This window comes from Halobacillus andaensis, from assembly GCF_014636475.1.
Taxonomy (GTDB): Bacteria; Bacillota; Bacilli; order Bacillales; family Halobacillaceae; genus Halobacillus_A; species Halobacillus_A andaensis.
The window spans coordinates 113,049-134,211 of record NZ_BMEL01000003.1 but is presented as its reverse complement, the minus strand read 5'-3'; the positions used below and the strand labels follow the sequence as shown (position 1 = coordinate 134,211).

22 protein-coding genes are annotated in these 21,163 nt (G+C 41.9%); 19 read left to right on the top strand and 3 right to left on the bottom strand.

Annotated elements, in window-relative coordinates; genetic code table 11:
• Nucleotides 1-6: 6 nt before the first annotated feature.
• From IEV27_RS11960 to IEV27_RS11925, 8 genes are all read left to right on the top strand, one after another.
• Complete coding sequence (locus IEV27_RS11960) at nt 7-1,566, top strand: response regulator transcription factor (protein ID WP_188377733.1); 1,560 nt, start codon at nt 7-9, stop codon at nt 1,564-1,566.
• Between the two features lie 187 nt (nt 1,567-1,753).
• On the top strand, nt 1,754-3,058 hold the full coding sequence (locus tag IEV27_RS11955; RefSeq protein ID WP_188377732.1) for an ABC transporter substrate-binding protein: 1,305 nt from the start codon (nt 1,754-1,756) through the stop codon (nt 3,056-3,058).
• A 157-nt stretch (nt 3,059-3,215) separates the two neighbouring features.
• On the top strand, nt 3,216-4,127 hold the full coding sequence (locus IEV27_RS11950) for a carbohydrate ABC transporter permease (RefSeq protein ID WP_188378246.1): 912 nt from the start codon (nt 3,216-3,218) through the stop codon (nt 4,125-4,127).
• Between the two features lie 17 nt (nt 4,128-4,144).
• Entirely contained in the window at nt 4,145-4,987 is an 843-nt protein-coding gene (locus IEV27_RS11945) for a carbohydrate ABC transporter permease (protein ID WP_188377731.1), read from the top strand.
• A gap of 36 nt (nt 4,988-5,023) precedes the next feature.
• Entirely contained in the window at nt 5,024-6,145 is a 1,122-nt protein-coding gene (locus IEV27_RS11940; protein WP_188377730.1) for a glycoside hydrolase family 88/105 protein, read from the top strand.
• 35 nt (nt 6,146-6,180) lie between these two features.
• A complete protein-coding gene (locus IEV27_RS11935) occupies nt 6,181-7,476 on the top strand; it encodes a Gfo/Idh/MocA family protein (RefSeq protein WP_188377729.1) in 1,296 nt (431 codons plus the stop codon).
• 46 nt (nt 7,477-7,522) lie between these two features.
• Complete coding sequence (locus IEV27_RS11930; RefSeq protein ID WP_188377728.1) at nt 7,523-8,158, top strand: YesL family protein; 636 nt, start codon at nt 7,523-7,525, stop codon at nt 8,156-8,158.
• Between the two features lie 469 nt (nt 8,159-8,627).
• Complete coding sequence (locus tag IEV27_RS11925) at nt 8,628-9,548, top strand: AEC family transporter (RefSeq protein WP_229735259.1); 921 nt, start codon at nt 8,628-8,630, stop codon at nt 9,546-9,548.
• Here the strand turns inward: IEV27_RS11925 and IEV27_RS11920 are convergent.
• Complete coding sequence (locus tag IEV27_RS11920) at nt 9,545-10,225, bottom strand: rhamnogalacturonan acetylesterase (RefSeq protein ID WP_188377727.1); 681 nt, start codon at nt 10,223-10,225, stop codon at nt 9,545-9,547. The two genes, IEV27_RS11925 and IEV27_RS11920, sit on opposite strands and share 4 nt — an antisense overlap.
• A gap of 3 nt (nt 10,226-10,228) precedes the next feature.
• Entirely contained in the window at nt 10,229-11,215 is a 987-nt protein-coding gene (locus tag IEV27_RS11915) for a LacI family DNA-binding transcriptional regulator (RefSeq protein WP_188377726.1), read from the bottom strand.
• Between the two features lie 209 nt (nt 11,216-11,424).
• Here IEV27_RS11915 and kduD point away from each other — a divergent pair, with 209 nt between their 5' ends.
• The 3 genes from kduD to IEV27_RS11900 all read left to right on the top strand — a co-directional run bounded on the left by kduD (nt 11,425) and on the right by IEV27_RS11900 (nt 14,110).
• Nucleotides 11,425-12,180, top strand: a complete 756-nt coding sequence (gene kduD, locus IEV27_RS11910; protein WP_188377725.1) for a 2-dehydro-3-deoxy-D-gluconate 5-dehydrogenase KduD — start codon at nt 11,425-11,427, stop codon at nt 12,178-12,180.
• 32 nt (nt 12,181-12,212) lie between these two features.
• Complete coding sequence (kduI, locus tag IEV27_RS11905; RefSeq protein WP_188377724.1) at nt 12,213-13,046, top strand: 5-dehydro-4-deoxy-D-glucuronate isomerase; 834 nt, start codon at nt 12,213-12,215, stop codon at nt 13,044-13,046.
• A 95-nt stretch (nt 13,047-13,141) separates the two neighbouring features.
• Nucleotides 13,142-14,110 (top strand): alpha/beta hydrolase family protein, encoded by a 969-nt coding sequence (locus IEV27_RS11900; RefSeq protein WP_188377723.1) that lies wholly within the window; start codon nt 13,142-13,144, stop codon nt 14,108-14,110.
• Between the two features lie 367 nt (nt 14,111-14,477).
• Here IEV27_RS11900 and IEV27_RS11895 read toward each other — a convergent pair whose 3' ends face one another.
• Nucleotides 14,478-14,798, bottom strand: a complete 321-nt coding sequence (locus tag IEV27_RS11895) for a DUF192 domain-containing protein (RefSeq protein ID WP_188377722.1) — start codon at nt 14,796-14,798, stop codon at nt 14,478-14,480.
• Nucleotides 14,799-15,026: 228 nt separating this feature from the next.
• Here IEV27_RS11895 and IEV27_RS11890 point away from each other — a divergent pair, with 228 nt between their 5' ends.
• The 8 genes from IEV27_RS11890 (at nt 15,027) to IEV27_RS11855 (ending at nt 21,161) form a co-directional block, all read left to right on the top strand.
• On the top strand, nt 15,027-15,218 hold the full coding sequence (locus IEV27_RS11890; RefSeq protein ID WP_188377721.1) for a Flp family type IVb pilin: 192 nt from the start codon (nt 15,027-15,029) through the stop codon (nt 15,216-15,218).
• Nucleotides 15,219-15,298: 80 nt separating this feature from the next.
• The gene (locus IEV27_RS11885; protein ID WP_188377720.1) at nt 15,299-15,805 is read left to right on the top strand and encodes an A24 family peptidase; all 507 of its coding nucleotides are present in this window, start codon (nt 15,299-15,301) and stop codon (nt 15,803-15,805) included.
• Nucleotides 15,802-16,176 carry a TadE/TadG family type IV pilus assembly protein gene (locus tag IEV27_RS11880; RefSeq protein ID WP_188377719.1) on the top strand — a complete coding sequence of 125 codons (375 nt, stop codon included), beginning with the start codon at nt 15,802-15,804 and terminating at the stop codon, nt 16,174-16,176. Before IEV27_RS11885 ends, IEV27_RS11880 begins: the two co-directional genes overlap by 4 nt.
• 1 nt (nt 16,177) lies before the next feature.
• Entirely contained in the window at nt 16,178-17,110 is a 933-nt protein-coding gene (locus IEV27_RS11875; protein ID WP_188377718.1) for a pilus assembly protein TadG-related protein, read from the top strand.
• A gap of 18 nt (nt 17,111-17,128) precedes the next feature.
• A complete protein-coding gene (gene cpaB / locus IEV27_RS11870) occupies nt 17,129-17,707 on the top strand; it encodes a Flp pilus assembly protein CpaB (RefSeq protein WP_188377717.1) in 579 nt (192 codons plus the stop codon).
• Nucleotides 17,704-18,849 carry a CpaE/TadZ family protein gene (locus IEV27_RS11865; protein WP_188377716.1) on the top strand — a complete coding sequence of 382 codons (1,146 nt, stop codon included), beginning with the start codon at nt 17,704-17,706 and terminating at the stop codon, nt 18,847-18,849. Before cpaB ends, IEV27_RS11865 begins: the two co-directional genes overlap by 4 nt.
• 5 nt (nt 18,850-18,854) lie before the next feature.
• Nucleotides 18,855-20,204, top strand: coding sequence for a TadA family conjugal transfer-associated ATPase (locus tag IEV27_RS11860; protein ID WP_188377715.1), 1,350 nt, complete (start codon nt 18,855-18,857; stop codon nt 20,202-20,204).
• Complete coding sequence (locus IEV27_RS11855; RefSeq protein WP_188377714.1) at nt 20,205-21,161, top strand: type II secretion system F family protein; 957 nt, start codon at nt 20,205-20,207, stop codon at nt 21,159-21,161.
• The last annotated feature ends 2 nt before the right edge of the window (nt 21,162-21,163 follow it).

Sequence of the window (21,163 nt, the reverse complement as noted above, 5' to 3'; positions counted from 1 at the left end):
GGCACTGTGTATAAAGTACTGTTAGTCGATGACGAGATCAATATATTAGAGGGGATCGCGGCTATTGTTAATTGGGAGGAGTGCGGAACCGAGTTAGCTGCTAAAGCTAATCACGGTCAAATGGCTTTTGAAATGATTGTTGAGCATCAGCCGGATATTGTAATCACAGATATTAAAATGCCGGGCCTAAATGGCGTCCAATTGATCCAAAAAGTGCACAAGCTCTATCTTGATATTCGGTTTATCGTTCTTTCAGGTCACGATGAATTTGAATTTGCGAAGACCGCGATGGAGTGTAATGTAAAGCATTACCTTCTTAAACCAAGCAATGAGCAGAAAATAGAAAAGGCGTTACGGGAAGTTGTAGGGGATTTAGACGAAGAACAGGATAAGGCCGAGTTTTTGCAAAATATGAAAGACCATCTGAAACAAGTGATGCCAAAAGCGAAAGAGCAATTTTTAAAAGACTACATTACGAATAAGAAATATGGGGTGCAGGATTGGGAGCACTACAGTCAATTATTTGAGATTGATACGAATTCACAGGAGTTCCGGCTTCTCGTTATTAAAATGGATGATCCGTATGAATACGAGCACTTATTAGCTCTTAAAAAGGTGATGGTTGAGAAAATAGGGGAGCATTCGATTCCATTAGAAACGACGATAGGAGATAAAATTGTCATACTCACCGAGTTCACCTCTCTAGAAGAAGTAATAGAAAAGTTAAAAGAAGCAAAAACGTCGTTTACAAGCTTTTATCCAATGGATTATACGGTGGCTGTTAGCGATTTAGGAAGCATTAGTCAGCTGCGCCACTTATATAATGAAACCTTGAATTGTTTGACGCAGCGTTTTTATGTGACTGGTGGAAGTATTATTACGATGAAGGATTTGAAAAAAGATCAAACAAGTATAGAAGAATTGCAATATGATCATGAGGACTTAATTTATGCGATTCGGAGCGGCAATACAGAAATGGTTCTCCACTATTTAAATGATTTTTTTGAAGAAGTTTGGCAGGAAAAGTATGAAGTGAGTCTCGTACAATCTCATTGTTTAGAGCTGTTCATGTCCGTTATTCGACAATCCAGCAAAGAAGATATGGATCAATATTTTAAGCAAATCATTGTCTTCCAGGAATATGATAACTTCCACGAAATGAGGCAGTTTTTAGAGAAGGTAGCTACTGAAATTTCTCAGCACCATTACGAGCGGACGAAGCAAACTCAAAGTAACATCATTAACCGTGTCGTCGAGTTCGTCGAGAAAAATCTTGGGGATCAAGAACTTTCTTTATCTCACATTGCGTCCGATGTCCTCTATATGAATTCGGATTATTTAGGAAAATTATTTAAGAAGGAAAAAGGAGAACGATTTTCTAACTTTCTTATTAATCGACGGATTGAAAAGGCGATTGAACTCATAGAGGAATCGGACGAGGTCAAGATTTTTGAAGTAGCGGAAGCTGTAGGTTTTGGAAACAACCCGCGTTATTTTGGACAAGTTTTCAAGAAATATACAGGAGTAACACCGACCAACTACATCAATAATAAGAAGAAGGAGTAGCTTATAGAGACCGTCTCTATAAGCTTTTTTCTGATAGTAACCTGCTATTTTCGATCAATATTCTACATATGTCTGTTTTTTATACATCTATATCTGAAAATTTTATTTATTAAAAAATCGATAAACTTTATGATGGATTCATGAAACAGAAAGCGCTTTCAAAAAATGCTAGGGAGGTCTTTAAGAAGTGAAGAAAAAACTGTTAGCTTTTAGTTTAATGGCAATTATGTTGATTAGTGTTCTTGCGGCTTGTTCAGGATCAGATGATGCATCAGGAGAGGACGACGGTGGTGAAGACGGCGATGTAACCACACTAAGAATGACATGGTGGGGCTCTCAAAGCCGACACGACCAAACCCAGGAAATCATTAAGAAATTTGAAGAAGAAAACCCAGACATTAAAATTGAATCCGAATTTACCGGTTTCGATGGATACTTTGAAAAAATGGCAGCCTCTGCTTCAGGGAATAACCTGCCAGACATCATGCAGCAAAACTTCGGTGAATACTTAAATCAATACGCTGATAAAGAGTTACTGGCTGACCTTACAGAATTTGTAGAAGATGGAACGATCGATGTTGAAGGTGTAGACGATACCATCATGGAATCAGGAAAGAAAAATGATAAGTTGTTAGGTATTCCAACTGGTACGAACGCTTTAACTGCTTTTTATAATCAGGACATGCTTGATGAAGCAGGGGTAGACATTTCTGATGGTGAGTGGAGCTGGGAAGATTATGAAGAGTACGCAGCTCAAATTAGTGATGCTACTGGTGAGTATGGAGCAAGACTAATGGAACCTCAGAACTTGTTTGAATACTATCTAAGAGAAAAAGGCGAAAAGCTGTTTAATGAAGATGGTACTGACTTAGGGTATGAAGATGATCAATTATTAGTGGATTATTTTGAAAGAAACTTAGAGTTGAAAGAAAAAGGTGCTGTTCCAGGTTATGAAACCATTCAGCAAATTAAAGGGGTGGAGGATGAGCTGATTGCTCGCGGTGAAGCAGCTTTTGATTTCAGATGGTCTAACCAGGCTACTGCTCTTGACAGTGCAGCGGATGGAAAACCAATCGAAATGACACTTCTTCCTGGTTCGAATAATGATCAAGGGATGTACTTGAAGCCGGCTATGCTATGGTCTGTAAGTGAAAACTCTGAGCATAAAGAAGAAGCAGCTAAATTCATCGACTTCTTTGTGAACAATATCGAAGTATATGAAATCGGCGGCTCGGACCGTGGTGTTCCGATTAAAGAAGAAATTCGCGAAGAGTTATCTGCAGATTTAAGTGAAACAGACCAAAAAGTATTTGAGTACATTGAAATGGTAACTGAAAATAGCTCTCCAATTGATTCTAATTTCCCACCTGAATCTTCAGAGATCCTAGGAGAACTATCTAAAATTGATGAACGCGTGATGTATGGAGAACTTTCTGCTGAAGAAGGAGCAGAACAGTTTAGGTCGACGGTAGAGTCAATCATTGCTCGATAATATTTTGAGGGGAGGTGGCCCTGATGCTTAGAGCTCAGGGCCATTTTCTTATCATAAACGAATTGCGAAAGAGGTGAGTGCGATGATACCTGAAGAAAAAGCACATGAAAAGTTGGAGCCGCAGCATCCAGAGAAAAAACCTAAAGATAAGAAGCAAATGAAAGTAGTTCCTCCAAATAGAAAGATTAAATCAGATAATAAAAACGTGACCGGTTATTTATTTATATCGCCCTTTCTAATTGGATTCTTATCTTTGACTCTTTTTCCTATCCTTTACTCTCTCTACTTGTCATTTACTGATTTTGATTTAATGGGTACGCCAAACTGGATCGGACTTGAAAACTACGAACGAATGTTTACAAACGATCCAACGTTCTGGCAGGCGATGAAGGTAACCTTCTTCTACGCAGGAATTGCCGTTCCTGTCCGACTGGTTTTTGCTTTATTGGTGGCATTGGCACTAAATAAAGTAGTTGAAATGGTTGGGTTGTACCGTACGCTTCTCTATTTGCCTTCAGTTGTAGGCGGAAGTATTGCCGTATCGATCATGTGGCGCCAACTATTTGGTGATGATGGGGCATTTAACTCATTACTTGCTACTTTAGGAATACCTACCCATTCGTGGTTAGGAGATCCTGATACTGCGATTTGGACATTAATTGTTCTATACGGCTGGCAATTTGGGTCCTCCATGCTGATTTTCCTTGCAGGGCTGCGGAACATTCCAAAAACGTTTTATGAAGCTTCAAGTGTGGATGGGGCGGGTCCTTTACGTCAGTTTTTCATCATTACCATCCCACTTTTGACACCGGTTATTTTGTTCAACACCATTATGCAGGTCATTCAAGGTTTTATGGCCTTTACTCCAAGTTTTGTTGTGACGAATGGCGGACCTGTAGACAGCACCCTTCTATATGTTCTTTATATGTATAGACGTGCCTTTGAATATTTCGATATGGGGTATGCTTCAGCAATGGCATGGGTCATGCTTGTCATTATTGCCATATTCACAGCGATTATCTTCAAGAGCTCTGAACACTGGGTTCACTACGAGGCGGATAATAAGTAAAGAAAGGAGAAGGCAGAATGAAAAGAAACAAAGCGACAAAAAAAATTATACAGCACGTGTTGATGGGGACATTTGCCCTGATCATGATTTATCCGCTCATTTGGATGGTGAGCAGTTCTTTAAAAGAAAGCTCAAGTGTATTCGTCGATTCTCACTCACTTATTCCTAAAGGCTTTCACATCGAAAACTACATCGAAGGCTGGAATGGCTTTGCAGGCATTACATTCAGCACTTTCTTTTGGAACTCGACAGTCATTACCGTCATCGCTACGGTAGGAAGTATTGCTTCTTCGACTCTCATTGCGTACGGTTTTGCAAGAATTAAGTTTGCCGGTAAAAAGATTTGGTTCATCTGTATGATGCTCACGATGATGCTTCCATTTGAAATGGTTATGATTCCTCAATACATTATGTTCAATAAGTTTGGGTGGATCGATACGTATCTGCCATTAATTTTACCAACATTCTTTGGCATCCCGTTTTTCATTTTCCTGATTATGCAGTTTATTCGAACGATTCCTATGGAGTTGGATGAAGCGGCGAAGATTGATGGATGTAACACCTTTGATATCTTTTTCAGGATTATTGTTCCTCTTATCATACCAGCGATGATGACATCAGCGATTTTCTCCTTCTACTGGAGATGGGATGATTTTATGGGACCTCTAATCTATCTATCTACTCCTGAGAAGTACCCTGTATCGCTGGCTTTGAAACTATTCTCAGATCCTAACTCTGTTACGAACTGGGGCGCCATGTTTGCGATGTCTACGTTAAGCATTCTGCCGATCTTTATCATTTTCTTTGTCTTCCAGCGTTACATTGTGGATGGTATAAGTTCGACAGGAATGAAAGCTTAAAAAAGATAACTTTACTTTTAAAAGGAGAGAACGTGTATGGTATCAGATCAAAGAACAGCTGTGAATGAAAAATTGAAAACACCACTAGATTGGGGAAAAGCGGCGTGTGACTCCTTAATGGCCACATATGAACCTTCAGAGCTGCCGCCTGATGGACGGTGGCACTACCACCAGGGAGTATTCTTAGAAAGCATGCGTCAGCTTAGAGAAATCGTAGGCTGCGATGATTATTTAAATTATATTAAAGCCTATGTGGACCATAACATAGACGAACATGGCAACTTTTTATGGAATCGTAAAGAGTTAGATGCGATTCAAGCGGGTCTTCTTTTGTTTGAACTTGATGAAAAATATGAGGATACAAGGTATAGAAAAGCTGCGAGAAAGCTTAGAAATATGTTCCCTACGTTAAATACCACGTCAGACGGGGGCTTTTGGCATAAGGATCACTACCCGTACCAAATGTGGCTCGATGGTTTATATATGGGCGGAGTGTTCTCTATGAACTATGCGAAAGCTTACAATGAACCGGAGTTATTGGAAATGGTACTCGAACAGGATCGTTTAATGAGAAAGCATACACTGGATGAAGAAACAGGATTGTACCACCATGCATGGGATGAAAGCAAAGTGCAGGAGTGGGCGGACTCGGAAACAGGAAGATCTCCAGAATTTTGGGGCCGAGCCATCGGATGGTATGGCATTACGTATAATGAGATCTTAGACTTTTTACCAGAAAACCATAGCTCCCAAGAGGAGATTGCCGCAGCGCTAAAAACCTTAGTGGAAAGCCTAGTGAAGTATCAAGATGAGTCGAATGGACTTTGGTACCAAGTAGTCGATAAGCCGGAACGAAGTGATAACTGGATCGAAACGTCTTGTTCAGCCCTTTTTGTCTATACGATAGCAAGAGCGATTCGAGGCGGATATGTAGATGAAAGCTACAAAGAGCAGGCCGTTAAGGGATACAGAGGCTTGTTAGAACGCATGCAGTTTAACGAAGAAGGCCATTTTATTATGCCGGAAATCTGCATTGGCACAGGAGTAGGGGATTACGAGCATTATATTAATCGGCCAAAAACCGCGAACGACCTTCATGGAGTAGGTTCCTTTGTTTTAGCGAGTATTGAAATGCAGCACCTCTTGCCTAAACTCTGATGACGTAATAATTAATTAAAAATGGAGATGTAGCCATGAGGAAATTTGCAGTATGTGGTGTAAGTAAACGTGCGAATGATATGTTTATCCGACCGATGATCGAAACGTTCGGTGCGACGAGTGAACTGGTAGGACTGCTCGATTATGATCCGAAACGATTCGCTGTGTGTAAATCAGCATTTCCCAAGATCGAGCACGTGCCGGAATTTAATGAAAATGAGTTCGAAAAGATGGTTAAGGAAACGAATCCTGATACGATCATCGTGGCCAGCCGCGATGATACGCATGTCGACTATATTTTGAAAGCGCTCGAAAGTGATCTTGATGTCATTACGGAAAAACCAATGACAACGACGGCGCATGACAGCAGACGTGTGATGGAAGCTGAAAGAAAGAGTAAAGGAAAAGTAACGGTCACCTTTAACTATCGCTACAGCCCTTATCACATGAAGATCAAAGAGTTAATTTTATCAGGGAAAATCGGACGGGTCACTTCCGTTGATTTAAATTGGTATATCGATACGTATCACGGCTCCAGCTACTTTCAAAGGTGGAACCGGATGAGAGAGTTCTCAGGCGGACTATCCATCCATAAATCATCTCACCATTTTGACTTAATCAATTGGTGGCTGGATCAGAAGCCGGTAGAAGTTTTTGCTTTTGGAGCCTTGAATTATTACGGGCCGGAAAGCGAACATAACCCTTTAAAAGAAGACGGCCGTCATTGTAAAACGTGTCACGTCAAACATGACTGCTCTTACTATACAAGATGGAATTCACGGAGTAACAGCGCCATCGTTCAGGACGATCATATCGATTCAGATGAAGCGAGAAAAGATGGCTATACAAACTATCGTCCTGATCAGTGCGTATTTGATTCTGAAATCGAGATTGAAGATACGTACACAGCGACCATTCGCTATAACCAGGGAGCCCTTTTAAGCTACTCTATTAATTTTTCCTTACCTTACGAGGGATACAGACTCGCGATTAACGGATCGAAAGGACGTATTGAAACGACAGAATTTCATGCGCCTTCCAGGGTTCCGTTTCCCGTGCCGGAGCAAACGATTGATTTCTTTCCACTGTTTGGTTCAAAGGAAACGATACACGTCGTTAAACAAGAAGGCGGCCATGGAGGGGGCGATCCAATTATTCAAGAGGATATTTTTATGGGGGAAGACCCTGCCCGCCCATATCGAGTACTTTCCGGAAGTGAAGATGGGGCTTATGCAGTGACCACAGGAGAAGCTGTCTGGAGATCCGTGAAGGAAAAGCAGCCGATTACTATTGAAGATTTATTAAATCAGCCGACGTTTAGCAGTTCATAACAAAAGTAAGGGTTGAGGATCAGCCTTTCCAAGGAGGTTTTTTTCGATGCAGGCAGGACGTTTATTAACAGGAGTCTTAGCGTTATGTAATTGGGTAACTCACTTTGCTTTACTAAATTTATTGTGGATCGGATGTACTTTACTAGGTGGAATCATCTTCGGAATTGCGCCTAGCACGGCAGCCTTATTTTCGATTTCACGCAAAGCAGCCAGAGGGGAAAGTGACTATCGATTAGCTAAAACCTTTTTTCAGACGTTTCGAAAAGAATTTTTCCGAGCGAATGGCTTAGCCCTTACGTTAACGGTTATTGGAGTTGTTTGCTTTTATGACTTACATTTCTTCCGTCAGTTCGAAGGTGGTTTTTATGATTTTATGTCGACCGTGGCTTTAGTTTGCTGTTTAACCTTCCTTATTGTATTAATGTACATTTTTCCTGTATTTGTTCATTATGATCTGAACGTATTTCAAACGATTAAACAAGCACTGTTCATTGGATTTCTGAAGCCTAGTAACCTAATACTCATGGTAATTACGAGTCTTTCCACCTATTACTTTTTCATTTCGTTTCCAGGATTTATCCCGATTTTTGGGTTTACAATTTTCGCCCATTTAAATATGTGGATGGCTTTGAAATGCTTTGAAAATATTGAAGAGGTAAAAGTAACAGCTGAAGCGGCTTAACCAAGTATTCTTTATAGGGATTTTTTTACCTTAAGAGTGTAAACATTCCTTGCGTTAGGAAGAAGAAAGGATTTTAGGAAACGACTCCCTTTCCGTGGGCGAATGGTGTGCCTCCTCGGGCTATACGCCCTCCGGGGTCACACCTTATTCGCGTTTCCCACAGGAGTCTCGCCGTTTCCTAAAATCCTTTTTCCATAAAAGAACGGACAAATCAGACTGTGGAAAAAGCTTGGACGGGTGTAGATGTTAGTCTCACACGGTTTCCTCCGCTTTTGTCTGAAGAAAAGGAACAGGAAAAAGAGACGCTTACCGCGGGCATAACGGGAAGTCCCTGTCTGCTTGAACTGCAGGAGTATCTTTTTTCGTTTCTTTTTATAAAAATGAGATTTCGGTATCATTGATGCTTTGCAGAATCAAAGGGGACCATGTTTATTTAAATCTTAAGCCAATACCGCGGGGTGAATATAAAGTGGAAATCATTTTTATATTTCTTAACATTATCGTTCCTGTCTTTATTTTAATAGGGATCGGCGCAGCCATGCATAAAGCATTTAAACTGGATTTATTTACGCTGGCAAAGCTGAATATTTATTTCTTAAGCCCCGGTTTTGTTTTAGTGAATTTATATGAATCCTCTTTTTCCATCGACTTATTAGGGAAGGTCATTTTGTTTTTCGTTCTATTTATTTCTGTATTGTATGCTGTCGTTCAGCTCGTTGCAAGAATAGGAAGGTACAAGAAAAGTGTAAGAGGAGTATTTGCTAACAGTGTGCTGCTGTATAACTCTGGAAATTATGGTATCCCCGTGAACGATTTAGCTTTTAAACAAGATCCATTTGCAGCTACCATTCAAGTCATCGTAATGACGCTGCAAAATGTCTTCTCCTATACATTTGGAGTATTTTCACTGCGGGCTGTAGAAGAGGGGAAACTGAGAGCTTTCATAGGGTTATTAAGAATGCCGGCTATTTATGCTATGGCCATAGGGATTTTGTTAAATGTCAGTAACACGGATGTGCCAGCGTTTGTCATGAAACCGGGAGAGTATATTGCAGATGCCATGGTGGGAATTGCCTTAATCACATTAGGGGCTCAAGTTGCTCAACTTACGTTTAAGTTTAAACTGGTTATTGTTTATTTAAGTATGATCATCAGACTCGTGCTTGGCCCAGCGTTAGCTGTATTGATTATCTGGCTGTTAAATTATGAAGGGGTACTAGCTCAAGCTCTATTAATTTCCTCAGGTATGCCGAGCTCTGTGAACAGCGCCATCATTTCACAGGAGTACAGAAATGAACCTGAGCTAGCCGCACAAATCGTATTAGCTTCAACGATTTTCAGTATGATTACAGTGACACTTACCATCTATTTCTCTCAGCTGTTATTTTAAATTTTTACGTAATGGGACAATGCAGCTGGCATATTAGCAATAGAGGCAGCAACGATTCGGGCGATTTCCTTAGCCCCTCCTTCGGTAAAGTGAGTATCATCCTGAACACCATCTGGAAAATTAGCAGAAGCGTTCTTATTTAGCCACATAAAAAGATGCTTGGATTCTTCAGGCCCTAAACGGTTGAGGAGATGTGACGTCAGTTCAGTCATATCAATGAGATGAACAGACTCTTTTTGTGCGAGTTGTCTCATGGCTTCAGGAAAATCACCATGCGTTTGCTCAAGGGCACCGTCTGCACTGAATTTCCGTCTTTGAACGGGGGTCAGCAATACGGGGGTGGCCTTGTTTGAGCGCGCTGTATCAATGTACTCTGCTAAATATTTCTGATAAGTGGAAAATGGGTCGGTACGTCTTGCTGCCTCAGGTTTGCTGTCATTATGTCCAAACTGGATGAGCAAGTAATCATTTTCACGAATCTCTTCGCTAATTTCAGTTAAGCGTCCCTCTTCAATAAAGCTTTTAGAACTCCTGCCATTCATCGCTTTATTATGAATAGCGGCTCCTTCTGAAAAGAAAAAAGGGAGCAGCTGGCCCCAGCCAGCTTGAGGGGCACTTGAAGGCTCATAGTTGGCTGCTGTAGAATCGCCTGCTATAAAAATCTGGACTTTCTTCATTCGTTAACCTCCATTAATTGATTGGCATGATTCCGTAATCTTTAACTCAGGTTCCAAATAGATACTATGATCAATTTCTTCTTCGTTGATGACAGCCATTAATACTTCGGCAAGCTTCTCCGTAATTAACTGCAGCGGGACACCCACTGTTGATAAAGGAATGTCAAAGTTCTCTGTAGCGGGGATATTATCATAGCTAATGATGGATAGATCGTCAGGGATGGAAAGACCATTTTCATAAACGGCTCGTAAAATGCCTTTCGTTAAATCGTGACTTCCGCTGATGAGCGCGGTTGGTCGTTCCGGATCATTTAAAAGTTTTTTCGCAGCCTGATAGCCATCGTATTGTTCTAAATCAGTTACGGAGACGATACGTGAATAATAAGGATCTAAATCGAACTCATGAATCGCCTGTTTAAAGCCATTCACCTTTTCTTCTTGAAGCCGATCCTCTTGAAGCAAGTCGCCGATGTAATTAATTTTTTTATGTCCGATCGAAGTCAAGTATTCCACTGCTGAACGGATGGCCTGCTTTCGGTTAACGTCAACTGTTGGAAAAAGGGACGTGTCATCAGCAATACCATACGTAACGATGGGAACGGTTGAATTAGCTGGTTCTTTGGAATTTCTTTCATCAAAAGCAACGATGGCATCGACTTGATAACGATTAAACGTGTTGATCGCAAACTCCATCTCATTAATAGATATTAAGGTTGTATATGAAAGCTCTTCTAATTGTTTGTTTAATCCCGTAATTAAGGCTGAATGAGTGACCCGTTCTATGGTGGGCCAAACAACTCCAATCGTATGGGATTTCTTTGATACTAAACTTCTTGCCGCTGCGTTCGGCTGATAACCCAGCTGTTTAGCAATCTGTATGATTCTTTCTTTCGTAGGCTCTTTCACAAGTGGACTATCCCGTAAGGCTTTTGAAACCGTAGAGTAGCTGACGCCGGCTGTTTTAGCGATATCTTTTATTGTAACTCCCATAAGTGCACCTCCATCTTTTATCAATTATAAATAATATGAAGTGGGAAAACAACGTTGTTTTTCTATTAGAATAAATTAATATGCTGTTTTATAGGAACATCGTTGACAAAGTAAGCCTTTACATTTACAATAATAACAACGTTGTTATTAAAGTTGAATACTTAATTAGGAAAGTGAAATAAAGGTAACCAAGGAGGCGTTTATTTCAAATGAATTCACTATTTTCTTTAGAAGGTAAGATTGCTCTCGTAACAGGTGCCAGTCGAGGACTGGGGCAAGGCATTGCTGTCGGCCTCGCAAAAGCTGGAGCCGAAGTGATTGGGGTCGGGACGAGAAGCTTAGAGGATACAAAGAAAGAAGTAGAAGGTGTTGGCGGAACTTTTCACGAACTGATCTCTGATTTAAGCAAAGAAGGAGCAGCAGAAAAGTTAGCTGCTGACGCTATAGCGATTAATGGACGTGTAGATATACTCGTCAACAATGCCGGAATCATAAGAAGGTCAGAGGCTGAGAATTTCTCGAACCAGGATTGGTTCGATGTGATTAACGTCAATCAACACGCCGTATTTCAATTAAGCCGGGAAATTGGGAAACATATGTTAGAAAATGAATCTGGAAAAATCATTAACATCGCTTCCATGCTTTCCTATCAAGGAGGCTTGAAAGTTCCTGCTTATACAGCGAGTAAGCATGCAGTTGCAGGACTGACGAAATCCTTAGCGAATGAGTGGAGCAGTAAAGGAGTTAACGTTAATGCGATTGCACCAGGTTATATGGCTACCGACAATACAGCGCCTATTCGTGAAAATGAAGAAAGAAACGCCTACATTACTTCAAGAATTCCTCAAGGACGCTGGGGAACGCCAGAGGATTTACAAGGAGCAGCCGTTTTTCTAGCTTCAGATGCTTCTAACTATGTGAATGGTCATGTGTTAAATGTCGATGGCGGATGGATGAGTTCTTAATATAATCGTTATCATTAGAGAGGAGAATGGAAATGGAAGTACGTTACGCAACGAATCCAACTGATTTTAAAAACTATGATGGGGAACGTTTGAGAAGCGAGTTCTTAGTAGAATCCTTATTTGTCGAAGGCGAACTGAATATGGTCTACTCTCACTATGATCGTGTCATTACAGGGGGAGCTGTTCCAACTGTCAAACCATTAAAGCTTGAAGACCAGGATACATTGAAAACTGAGTTTTTCCTTGAACGAAGAGAAATAGGAATCATCAACATTTCAGAAGGAAAAGGACTTGTGAAAGTAGATGGAGAAACCTATGAACTAAACAAACGCGACTGCCTCTATGTTGGATTAGGAAACCGCGATGTTACGTTAGAAAGTGATGATGCTTCGAAGCCGGCAAGGTTTTACATGGCCTCAGCAACGGCTCATAAACAATACCCGACGAAAAAGCTTCCCATTGATGACGCGACACCTACTAAGCTAGGTTCCGATGCGGAGTCAAACAACCGTACCATTTATAAATACATTCACGCTGATGGCCTGCAAAGCTGCCAGCTCATGATGGGTATGACCTTGCTTGCTCCAAACAATATGTGGAACACCATGCCTCCGCATGTACATGATCGCCGCATGGAAGCCTACCTGTACTTCGATATGGATGAAGACTCCCGCGTATTTCACTTTATGGGCAAACCGGATGACACCCGACACATGGTCGTGAAAAACGAACAAGTGGTATTGTCACCTCCTTGGTCCATCCACTCAGGAGTCGGGACAAATAACTATACGTTTATTTGGGCGATGGCAGGAGAAAACTACACATTTACCGATATGGATCACGTGAAAATGGAAAACCTTAAATAAGGCCGGGCCGATTCGACAGGGAGATATGCTGTGGGGTCGGCTTTTTTGGTGGTATTGAAAATCGTTCATAACTGCTGACTTAGGGAGAGTTGAGGATGACAGAAATCGATCGTTACCTTGTTAGATTATATAAAGAGTCTATCGAAAAACAAATGATAAATAAGAGTGCGATACGGAAGGAAGTTACTCGTCTACTAGGCTGTTTTGAGTCGCCTGTTTGCAGGGGAGTGCAGGCTGTGGAAGAGCCCGTGCACGAAGATGGTTATACTCGCGAGCACTTTCAGTTTTATACGACAGGCGATTTAACGGCAAGGATGTATGTGTTAACCCCTGCTGTTAAACCTTCTAAAAAGTATCCGGGAGTGCTGGCGTTACATGGACATGGAAAAGGGTATAAAGAGATGGTTGGAATTGAGAAGGGAAGCACCGGACACCACTGTTTTGCTTTAGATCTAGTGAAAAGAGGATTTAAAGTTTTTGTCCCGGAAATGATCGGATTCGGAGACCGTATGCTGAAAAAAGATAAAGAAGGAGGGGTGTCTAACTCGTGCTTTCCTCTCGCTGCCCATTTACTGATGAGCGGCAAAACGCTTGCTGGGTTAAGAGTATATGAAGCGCGGCGTGTACTCGACATAATGGAAAATTGGAGCGAACAGCGATTCGGAGTGGTCGGCTTCTCAGGAGGCGGTATGATTGCCGCATTCACAGCCATGCTTGATAGAAGAGTGCAGGCAACCGTTTTGAGTGGGTTTGCCAATACGTTTAAAGGAAGCATACTGGCTGCTGATCATTGCCTCGATAATTATATTCCCGGCTTATTGAAAGTTGGTGAACTGCCGGCACTGCTTGGATTAATTACGCCAAAACCGCTTTTTATTGAAGCGGGACTGCATGATCAAGTCTTTCCGATTGAACCAGCACAGCAAACGATACAAAAGCTCACCTTACTCTACAAAGAGCTTGGAGTAGGTTCGCAGTTTTCTTATGATCTATTTGATGGAGGCCATGAGGTGAAAGGAGAGCAATCATTCGACTGGTTAAGCCAACATCTTCATCTAACATAAGAAAATACCAAAAAGTTCGGGAAAGGTATGATCTGGTTTCGCTGTTTCCTTTATTTTTGATTCAAACAAGGTTTCGGTACGAATAAAATATGGAACCTGTTGAAGAGGAAAGCCAGTCTATAACATGTTCTAGTAATCTTTCACCTATAAAGAAAAGTCTTTTTCGGTGAAGAGCGGTCGAATACCAAGAGACTCCTGCGGAAAAACGGGCGCTCCGAGACCCCGGAGCGTGGGTTTCGCGAGGAGGCTCGGGCGTTCGTCCGCGGAAAGCGATTGGTACTCGACCGCTCGTGCATACAAATACTTTAAAAAACCCAAGGATTTTTGCAAGCTGAAAGTCAGGCCTTAATAAGTCCTGACTTTTTTATTAAAAAGATACATAATCACCTTGATTAATATTCATTTGTTTAATGGTCCCTTCCGGCAATTCAAGAGTAGAAACAGCCTGCGGGACAGCAGGAACAACTCTCCACGGTTTTAAGCCTGCCACCGATTTCACCACTTTACGTTCGTTGTCGAGAAATAATACATCAATGGGAAACTTCATGAAAAACATATGAATGCTTTTGCATTGATCGAACCACATGCCTTCTTCGGAAATCGGCTTTCGTTTGTTCGTTAAACCGATCAAACGCTTTGTAAATGTGTCTGCGGAGTCAATCTGATAAGGGATTGTATGGGCCGCCATCTCATCACCTCCTATAGTAGATCTATTAATTAAGTTCATTATAGAGTATGAAAATGTTTTTTAAAAAGAACGAAATTGTGAGAATAAAGGAGAAAATAGCCAAAAAACCCAGTATTATATCCTCTAATTCGCCATAACGAACAAATTTGCAATTTTCGTTATAAAGAACGACGTACTATAATGTGATTAAGTTCTTAGAAGAGAACAAAATCAAAGGAGGAATTACTTATGGAAATGATGAAACGACTATGGCAGGAAGAAGAAGGACAGGCAATGGCGGAATATGGATTAATTTTAGCTTTGATTGCAGTATTTGTTGTCACTGCACTAACAGCTTTAGGTGGACAAATTGAAACAGTTTTCAAAAATATTACAACAGAACTTGGTGGAACTAGTGGTGGCGGTGATGCTAGTCAATAATAAATAGAAACTAAAAAATTGTTTTAAGCCCTGCTTTTTCTAAAAGGCAGGGCTACTTTTAAAAAGAGAGGAGATCTCTTATGGAAATCATCCTATTACTTACCGTCCTCACCATATGCGTCATCACAGACATACGCTCCCGGAAAATATATAACGTCCTTACTGTCCCCACCGTACTTATCGCAATCCTATTCCACACGATTTTGGGTGGCTGGCAAGGGTTCTTGTTTAGCAGCTTGGGACTTCTTGCCGGCTTAGGATTATTATTTATTCCGTTTATTATGGGAGTGATGGGAGCGGGAGACGTAAAGCTGATGGGGGCAATTGGCGCACTGATGGGGGCGTCTTTCGTATTTTATACGTTTCTGTACGCCGCGATTATAGGGGGACTAGTAGCCGCTGTGCTGCTCTATCGAAGACGTGCCCTCGGGTTCGTTGTTAAAAAGTTGTTTTTTTCCTTTCTTGTCTTTAAAGGTCAGGCCGGCTCTTTATCGATTGACCAGCAGCCGGGAGCAGCCACCTTTCCTTATGGAGTAGCGATTGGACTGGGGGCTGGGCTTTCTCTGTTTTTGGAGGGAATGCTATGAAATCAGAAAAGGGTCAGGCTCTTGTAGAGATGGCACTGGTGCTTCCTATCCTTCTTATGCTTGTGTTTGGCATTATGGATTTTGGCCGAATTTTTCATGCGTACTTAACGATTGACCATGCTGGAAGGGAAGGGGCCCGGGCCGCAAGCGTCGGCGGGGACGATGCTCACATTCGAGCCGTTATTGAGGATACTGCGTCCGGGTTGAATGATTCAAGTTTAAATATAGCTATTTCCCCTGAAGGAGACCGTGACAGCGGTTCAGAGGTGAGGATTATATTAGATTACGATATTGATTTCCTTACTCCGGTCGTAGGTTCGCTCGCCTCCCCTTTCAACTTATCTGATACGACAGTTATGAGGGTGGAATAAGATGAGAAGGCGAATAAGAGAGTTATTTAATAGAGAAGACGGTAACGCCTTAGTGTTTACGGCTTTATGTTTATTTGTTTTTTGTGGTTTTGTCGCTCTTGTCGTAGATGGAGGAAGCCTTTTTCTTGAAAAAAGCAAGCTCCAGAAAGGGGTGGACGCTTCGGCTTTAGCTGGAGTTCAGGAAGTGCTGACCAGTCTAAGTGAAGCGGAAGCAATAGCGAAAGAATATGGACAGAAAAACGGATATACCTTAGCGGGAGCAGAAGTTCTAACGGGGGACAATTTTGTGGAGGTTGAGAAAGTGAGCGAGGTACCGTTAACATTTGCTAAGGTTCTTGGTTTTGATCTAACTGAAGTCCGTGCTTTTTCTCGTGCTGAAATTAGTGGGACGTTGAAAAAGAGAGAAGGGATTGTCCCGATCGGGATTAAGCAAGAGGAGTTTAATCCAAGTGATTCATTCACCATGCATTTTCAGCCTGGTAATGGAGAAAATGCATCGGTTAAAGGAAACTTTGGATTTTTAGACATTGACCACCCAGAGCACAACACACTTCGGGACAAGATAAAGTATGGGGTAACAATGGAAATATCAGATGACATTTATGAGAGCACGGAAACAGGATTTAAATGGGGGCATGTTAAGCAGTCTATAGATTACAGAATCAACGCAGACGCTTCTGAACCTCACTGTCAATCCTACGAAACAGCGGATGATTCCTGTGAGCGGGTGATCATTGTACCCATTGTAGAAACTTATAGTGATGTCAACGGGAAGTCGCAAGTGAAAATTATAGGATTTGCTGCCTTCTGGATTGAATCTTTAGAGAAGCACGAAATCAAGGGCCGCTTTATTGAAACGATAACTTACGGAGAGTTTTCCGAAGAAGGAGAAGAGAGCGATTACGGTGTGTACGGCGTCCGTTTAGTTCAATAGGAGAGTGAGGGGTGGAGAATGAAGACGAAGAAGTTGTGGATCTGGTCGTTAGTCTTTGGGCTTTTTGCTACAGGAGCGCTTTATTTCTATTTACAAGATGTGCAGCAGTCCAATCAGCCGGTGAATGCGAGTGAAGATGAGAAAGAAGAGCCGGAGGAAGAACCTGAGGAAGAGCTTGAAAGTGAAGAAGAATACGCGAACGACCTTGAAGAAATAGAAGAAGGGAAGCGGGCGATGACGGTAGAGGTTACCGATCCTCAAGGGGTCGCTGGTTTTGTTGAAGCAGGATCTTACATTGACGTAGTGGCTAGTTTGGTGGCTCCTGAAGAGGGGGAGAAAGAGCAGCATGATGCAGGATCCATTGTTTTACAAAATGTGAAGGTGTTAGCAATTGGCCATGCAGCGGATGCGGAAGAAGAGAGGGACCGTTATCAAATGATTACGGTGGAGGTTACTCCTAAAGAGGGTTTGGCACTAGGTTTTGCATCGAAATATGAGCTATATATGATGCTCCGCGCTGAAGGAGACGATAAGAAAGAAGAAAAACACCTGCACATCCATGAAGATGAGCTGCATGAAGGAGTGTTTATTAAATGAAGTGGATGACGATGGCTCCCCAACTGACGATGGAACCGAGTATCCTTGATGTATTTAAAAAGCATGGACGTAAGCTCGAGTACGTTGAGAAAAAAAGTGCGTTAAAAAATTTGATGGATAAACAAGAGCACGGGGTCTTATTTTATGCGATGAGTGACGAGCAGGATGGGTACGATACATGCCGAAACTTTCAAGCGATTTATCCTAATCTAAGTGTCATTTTAATAGAGGCTGGCGTCAGGGTTGATCTTCGACAAGCGATGAGAGCTGGCGCTTTGGATGTGATTGCCCTTCCTTTTAGACCTGAGCAGGTGGAGCAATTAATTATAGAGAGAGAGCAGCACGTTGAACGAGCTAGCCAGGGAAATAAGGAAACTCACTATATTACAGTCTGCAGTACAAAGGGAGGCGTCGGGAAAACCACGTTTTCCGTCAACCTTGCTACCGCGTACAGCCAGAAACAGGAGTCTGTCCTTCTCGTGGATCTTGACCTCCAATTTGGTGATGTGAGTATGTTTTTAGACTGCGAACCGAAACGGTCCATTTATGAGTGGATGAAGGAAGCGAATCAGAAAGCCAACGCTCCAGTAAAGTCCTATATTACCGCTTATAATGAGTACTTGAACATCTTGTCGGCACCGCTCCGTCCTGAATTTGCTGAAGTATTCACTCCAGAACATATTCAGCGTCTTGTAGAAAAGGTAAGAGGGGATTATGATGTTGTGATTTTTGATACGGCTCCTTATATGGATGATATCGTTTTAACGGCCCTTGAACATTCAGATGAGATCTTTCTATTAACGATGCAGGATTTGCCTACCTTAAAGAATTGCCGCTTATTCCTCGAAACCTTGGAATCTTTGAATTTGAAGAACACGTTAAGAGTCGTATTAAATCGTGAGTCCAGAAAGAGAGGCGTCCCCTTAGCTACTGCGGAAAAAGTACTCGGCCTTCCAATCACAGTCCAGCTGCCAGAGGCCAGTAAGCTGGTGTGCAGGTCTGTAAACGAAGGACGACCATATGTAATCACAAATCCGAAAGCGAAAATTAGTAAAGAAACGATAAATGCCCTTCAGCTTCAAAAAGGAAAATCAGCCAAGAAATCACGTCCACTATTTAAGGCGCTGCCGGCAGGGAGGTAGAAACCATGTCATTACTAAAAAGGTTAGGTAAAGAAGAACTGATCGAAAATCAGCCTAAAAAGCAATCCTCTCCATTACTCTATAATCGTAAAGTCGTCGGAGATCAGCTGGAAAGTAAGCTTCATAATTTCTTAGTAGAAGAAATGAAGAAAATTGAAAATCTGCCTTCTGATGCCTATGAACCATTGATTGAACAGAAAGCAGAGGATTTTTTCCGTCAGGAAGGAAAAACCCTTTCCTTTGAAGATAAACAAATCGTTTTAAAACAGGCAAAAAATGAGTTGCTTGGGTTCGGACCGATTACTTCTTTGCTGGGCGATGAAATGGTCACGGAAGTCATGGTGAATGGTCCCCATGATGTGTATGTAGAGAAGGAAGGAAAAATTGAGCGTACGGACGTTTCCTTTAGAGATAACGATCACATAGTAAGACTAATTGAAAAAATCGTTCACCCGCTTGGTCGCCGGATTGATGAAAGCTCTCCAATGGTAGATGCTCGCCTTCCTGATGGTTCACGTGTGAATGCGATTATTCCACCTTTGTCTCTGCAAGGCCCTACCATTACCATTAGGAAATTTTCAGAACGTCCTTTTACCATTCAAGATTTCTTGAATTTTAATACGTTAAGTCCTGAAATGGCCGAGTTTATAGAGAAGTGTGTGAAATCTAAACTAAATATTTTTATAAGCGGTGGGACAGGTTCAGGAAAGACGTCAACTCTAAACGTTTTGTCTTCGTTTATCCCTGATGATGAGCGCATCATTACAATAGAGGATGCTGCCGAACTGAAGCTTTCACAGGACCATGTAGTCTCTCTTGAAGCTCGTCCGGCCAATTTAGAGGGAGAAGGAGCGATTACGATACGTGATCTTGTTAAAAACTCACTGAGGATGAGACCGGACCGTATTATTATCGGTGAGGTAAGGAGTGCCGAGGCTCTTGACATGCTTCAGGCTATGAACACCGGGCATGAAGGAAGTTTAGGCACTGGTCATGCAAACTCGCCGAGAGATTTACTGGCCCGCCTCGAAACGATGGTTCTCATGGCAGGATTCGAGTTACCTATCCGGGCTATACGAGAACAGATTGCAGGAGCGCTTGACTTGATTGTTCATCAGGAGCGTTTAAAAAATGGAAAACGAAAGGTCACACATATTACAGAGGTGCTCGGATTAGAAGGCGATACCATCGTTCTTCAAGATATATTTAAATACAATGAGCGAAGAGTGCTGGATGAAAACAGCAGAGGAAAAGGGAGATTTGAAACTACCGGAATTCGTCCTTACTGTGCGGACCGCCTTGAGATGGAAGGGTTTACAATTCCGGCTTCATGGTATTTGAAGGAGTGGGAGTAAATGGATCGTCTGATGATTCCTTTGTTGGTGATTGTATTTGTTCTCCTGACGTTACTGTTTTACAGGCTTATTTTATTAATTTCAAAGCGTAGCCACATGAAGAAGAGAGTCTACAGGTACACGACCAAAGAAGAAGAAAAGAAGAAAAAAGAGAAAAGCCAGGGAGTTTGGAATCCAATCAAACGCTGGGGGAATAGACTTGATGGATTAAACTTCTTAAAGAAATGGGAAAACGAAATTGTTAAAGCTAACAAAGCTGTTTCGCCCGGAGAGTTTTTCTTACTAAGAATTTTAGCGGCGGCTGTTATTTCTTTTCTAGGATTCTTGTATGAACTGCACTGGGCCATCGTCATCACATTAGGCATTCTTGGTTTTTTTATTCCAGTTTATTTTTTGAGAAGGGCTATTCACAAGCGTTTGGATCGCTGCTCTCATCAGTTAAATGAAGCGCTTGGGACGATGGCGAATGCTATGAGAGCCGGGTTCAGTTTCATGCAGGCTATGAAGCTTGTTTCCGAGGAGTATCCTGATCCATTAGGCACGGAGTTCAAAAAGGTGAATCAAGATATTCAATATGGAGTTCCTATGGAAACTGCGTTTGAACGGATGATTGAGCGGCTGCCCGACAAAGAGCTGGAAATGACGGTAAAAGCTGTGTTGATCCAAAGAACAAGTGGCGGGAACTTATCTGCGCTGCTTGAAACGGTTCAGGAGACGATCAATGGACGTGTCAGAATTAAAGACGAGGTGAAGGCGTTGACGGCTCAAGGTAAATTGTCTTCATTAGTCGTAACGCTTCTGCCTGTAGCCCTCGGTTTTTATTTGCAGGCAGTGAACCCTGAATATTTTAATCAGCTGTATGAACATCCCATTGGCGTGTTACTGCTTGTCTTTGGGGGCGCTGGAATTTTGATAGGCTGGTTAATGCTGCGAAAAATAGTAAGAATTGAGGTGTGAGG

What these genes read in the sequence shown, in the direction of transcription:
- IEV27_RS11950 (WP_188378246.1), top strand. Translation starts at nt 3,216, where the DNA reads ATGAAAGTAGTTCCTCCAAATAGAAAGATTAAATCAGATAATAAAAAC.
- IEV27_RS11945 (WP_188377731.1), top strand. Translation starts at nt 4,145, where the DNA reads ATGAAAAGAAACAAAGCGACAAAAAAAATTATACAGCACGTGTTGATG.
- IEV27_RS11940 (WP_188377730.1), top strand. Translation starts at nt 5,024, where the DNA reads ATGGTATCAGATCAAAGAACAGCTGTGAATGAAAAATTGAAAACACCA.
- IEV27_RS11935 (WP_188377729.1), top strand. Translation starts at nt 6,181, where the DNA reads ATGAGGAAATTTGCAGTATGTGGTGTAAGTAAACGTGCGAATGATATG.
- IEV27_RS11930 (WP_188377728.1), top strand. Translation starts at nt 7,523, where the DNA reads ATGCAGGCAGGACGTTTATTAACAGGAGTCTTAGCGTTATGTAATTGG.
- IEV27_RS11920 (WP_188377727.1), bottom strand. Translation starts at nt 10,225, where the DNA reads ATGAAGAAAGTCCAGATTTTTATAGCAGGCGATTCTACAGCAGCCAAC.
- IEV27_RS11915 (WP_188377726.1), bottom strand. Translation starts at nt 11,215, where the DNA reads ATGGGAGTTACAATAAAAGATATCGCTAAAACAGCCGGCGTCAGCTAC.
- kduD (WP_188377725.1), top strand. Translation starts at nt 11,425, where the DNA reads ATGAATTCACTATTTTCTTTAGAAGGTAAGATTGCTCTCGTAACAGGT.
- kduI (WP_188377724.1), top strand. Translation starts at nt 12,213, where the DNA reads ATGGAAGTACGTTACGCAACGAATCCAACTGATTTTAAAAACTATGAT.
- IEV27_RS11900 (WP_188377723.1), top strand. Translation starts at nt 13,142, where the DNA reads ATGACAGAAATCGATCGTTACCTTGTTAGATTATATAAAGAGTCTATC.
- IEV27_RS11895 (WP_188377722.1), bottom strand. Translation starts at nt 14,798, where the DNA reads ATGGCGGCCCATACAATCCCTTATCAGATTGACTCCGCAGACACATTT.
- IEV27_RS11890 (WP_188377721.1), top strand. Translation starts at nt 15,027, where the DNA reads ATGGAAATGATGAAACGACTATGGCAGGAAGAAGAAGGACAGGCAATG.
- IEV27_RS11885 (WP_188377720.1), top strand. Translation starts at nt 15,299, where the DNA reads ATGGAAATCATCCTATTACTTACCGTCCTCACCATATGCGTCATCACA.
- IEV27_RS11880 (WP_188377719.1), top strand. Translation starts at nt 15,802, where the DNA reads ATGAAATCAGAAAAGGGTCAGGCTCTTGTAGAGATGGCACTGGTGCTT.
- IEV27_RS11875 (WP_188377718.1), top strand. Translation starts at nt 16,178, where the DNA reads ATGAGAAGGCGAATAAGAGAGTTATTTAATAGAGAAGACGGTAACGCC.
- cpaB (WP_188377717.1), top strand. Translation starts at nt 17,129, where the DNA reads ATGAAGACGAAGAAGTTGTGGATCTGGTCGTTAGTCTTTGGGCTTTTT.
- IEV27_RS11865 (WP_188377716.1), top strand. Translation starts at nt 17,704, where the DNA reads ATGAAGTGGATGACGATGGCTCCCCAACTGACGATGGAACCGAGTATC.
- IEV27_RS11860 (WP_188377715.1), top strand. Translation starts at nt 18,855, where the DNA reads ATGTCATTACTAAAAAGGTTAGGTAAAGAAGAACTGATCGAAAATCAG.
- IEV27_RS11855 (WP_188377714.1), top strand. Translation starts at nt 20,205, where the DNA reads ATGGATCGTCTGATGATTCCTTTGTTGGTGATTGTATTTGTTCTCCTG.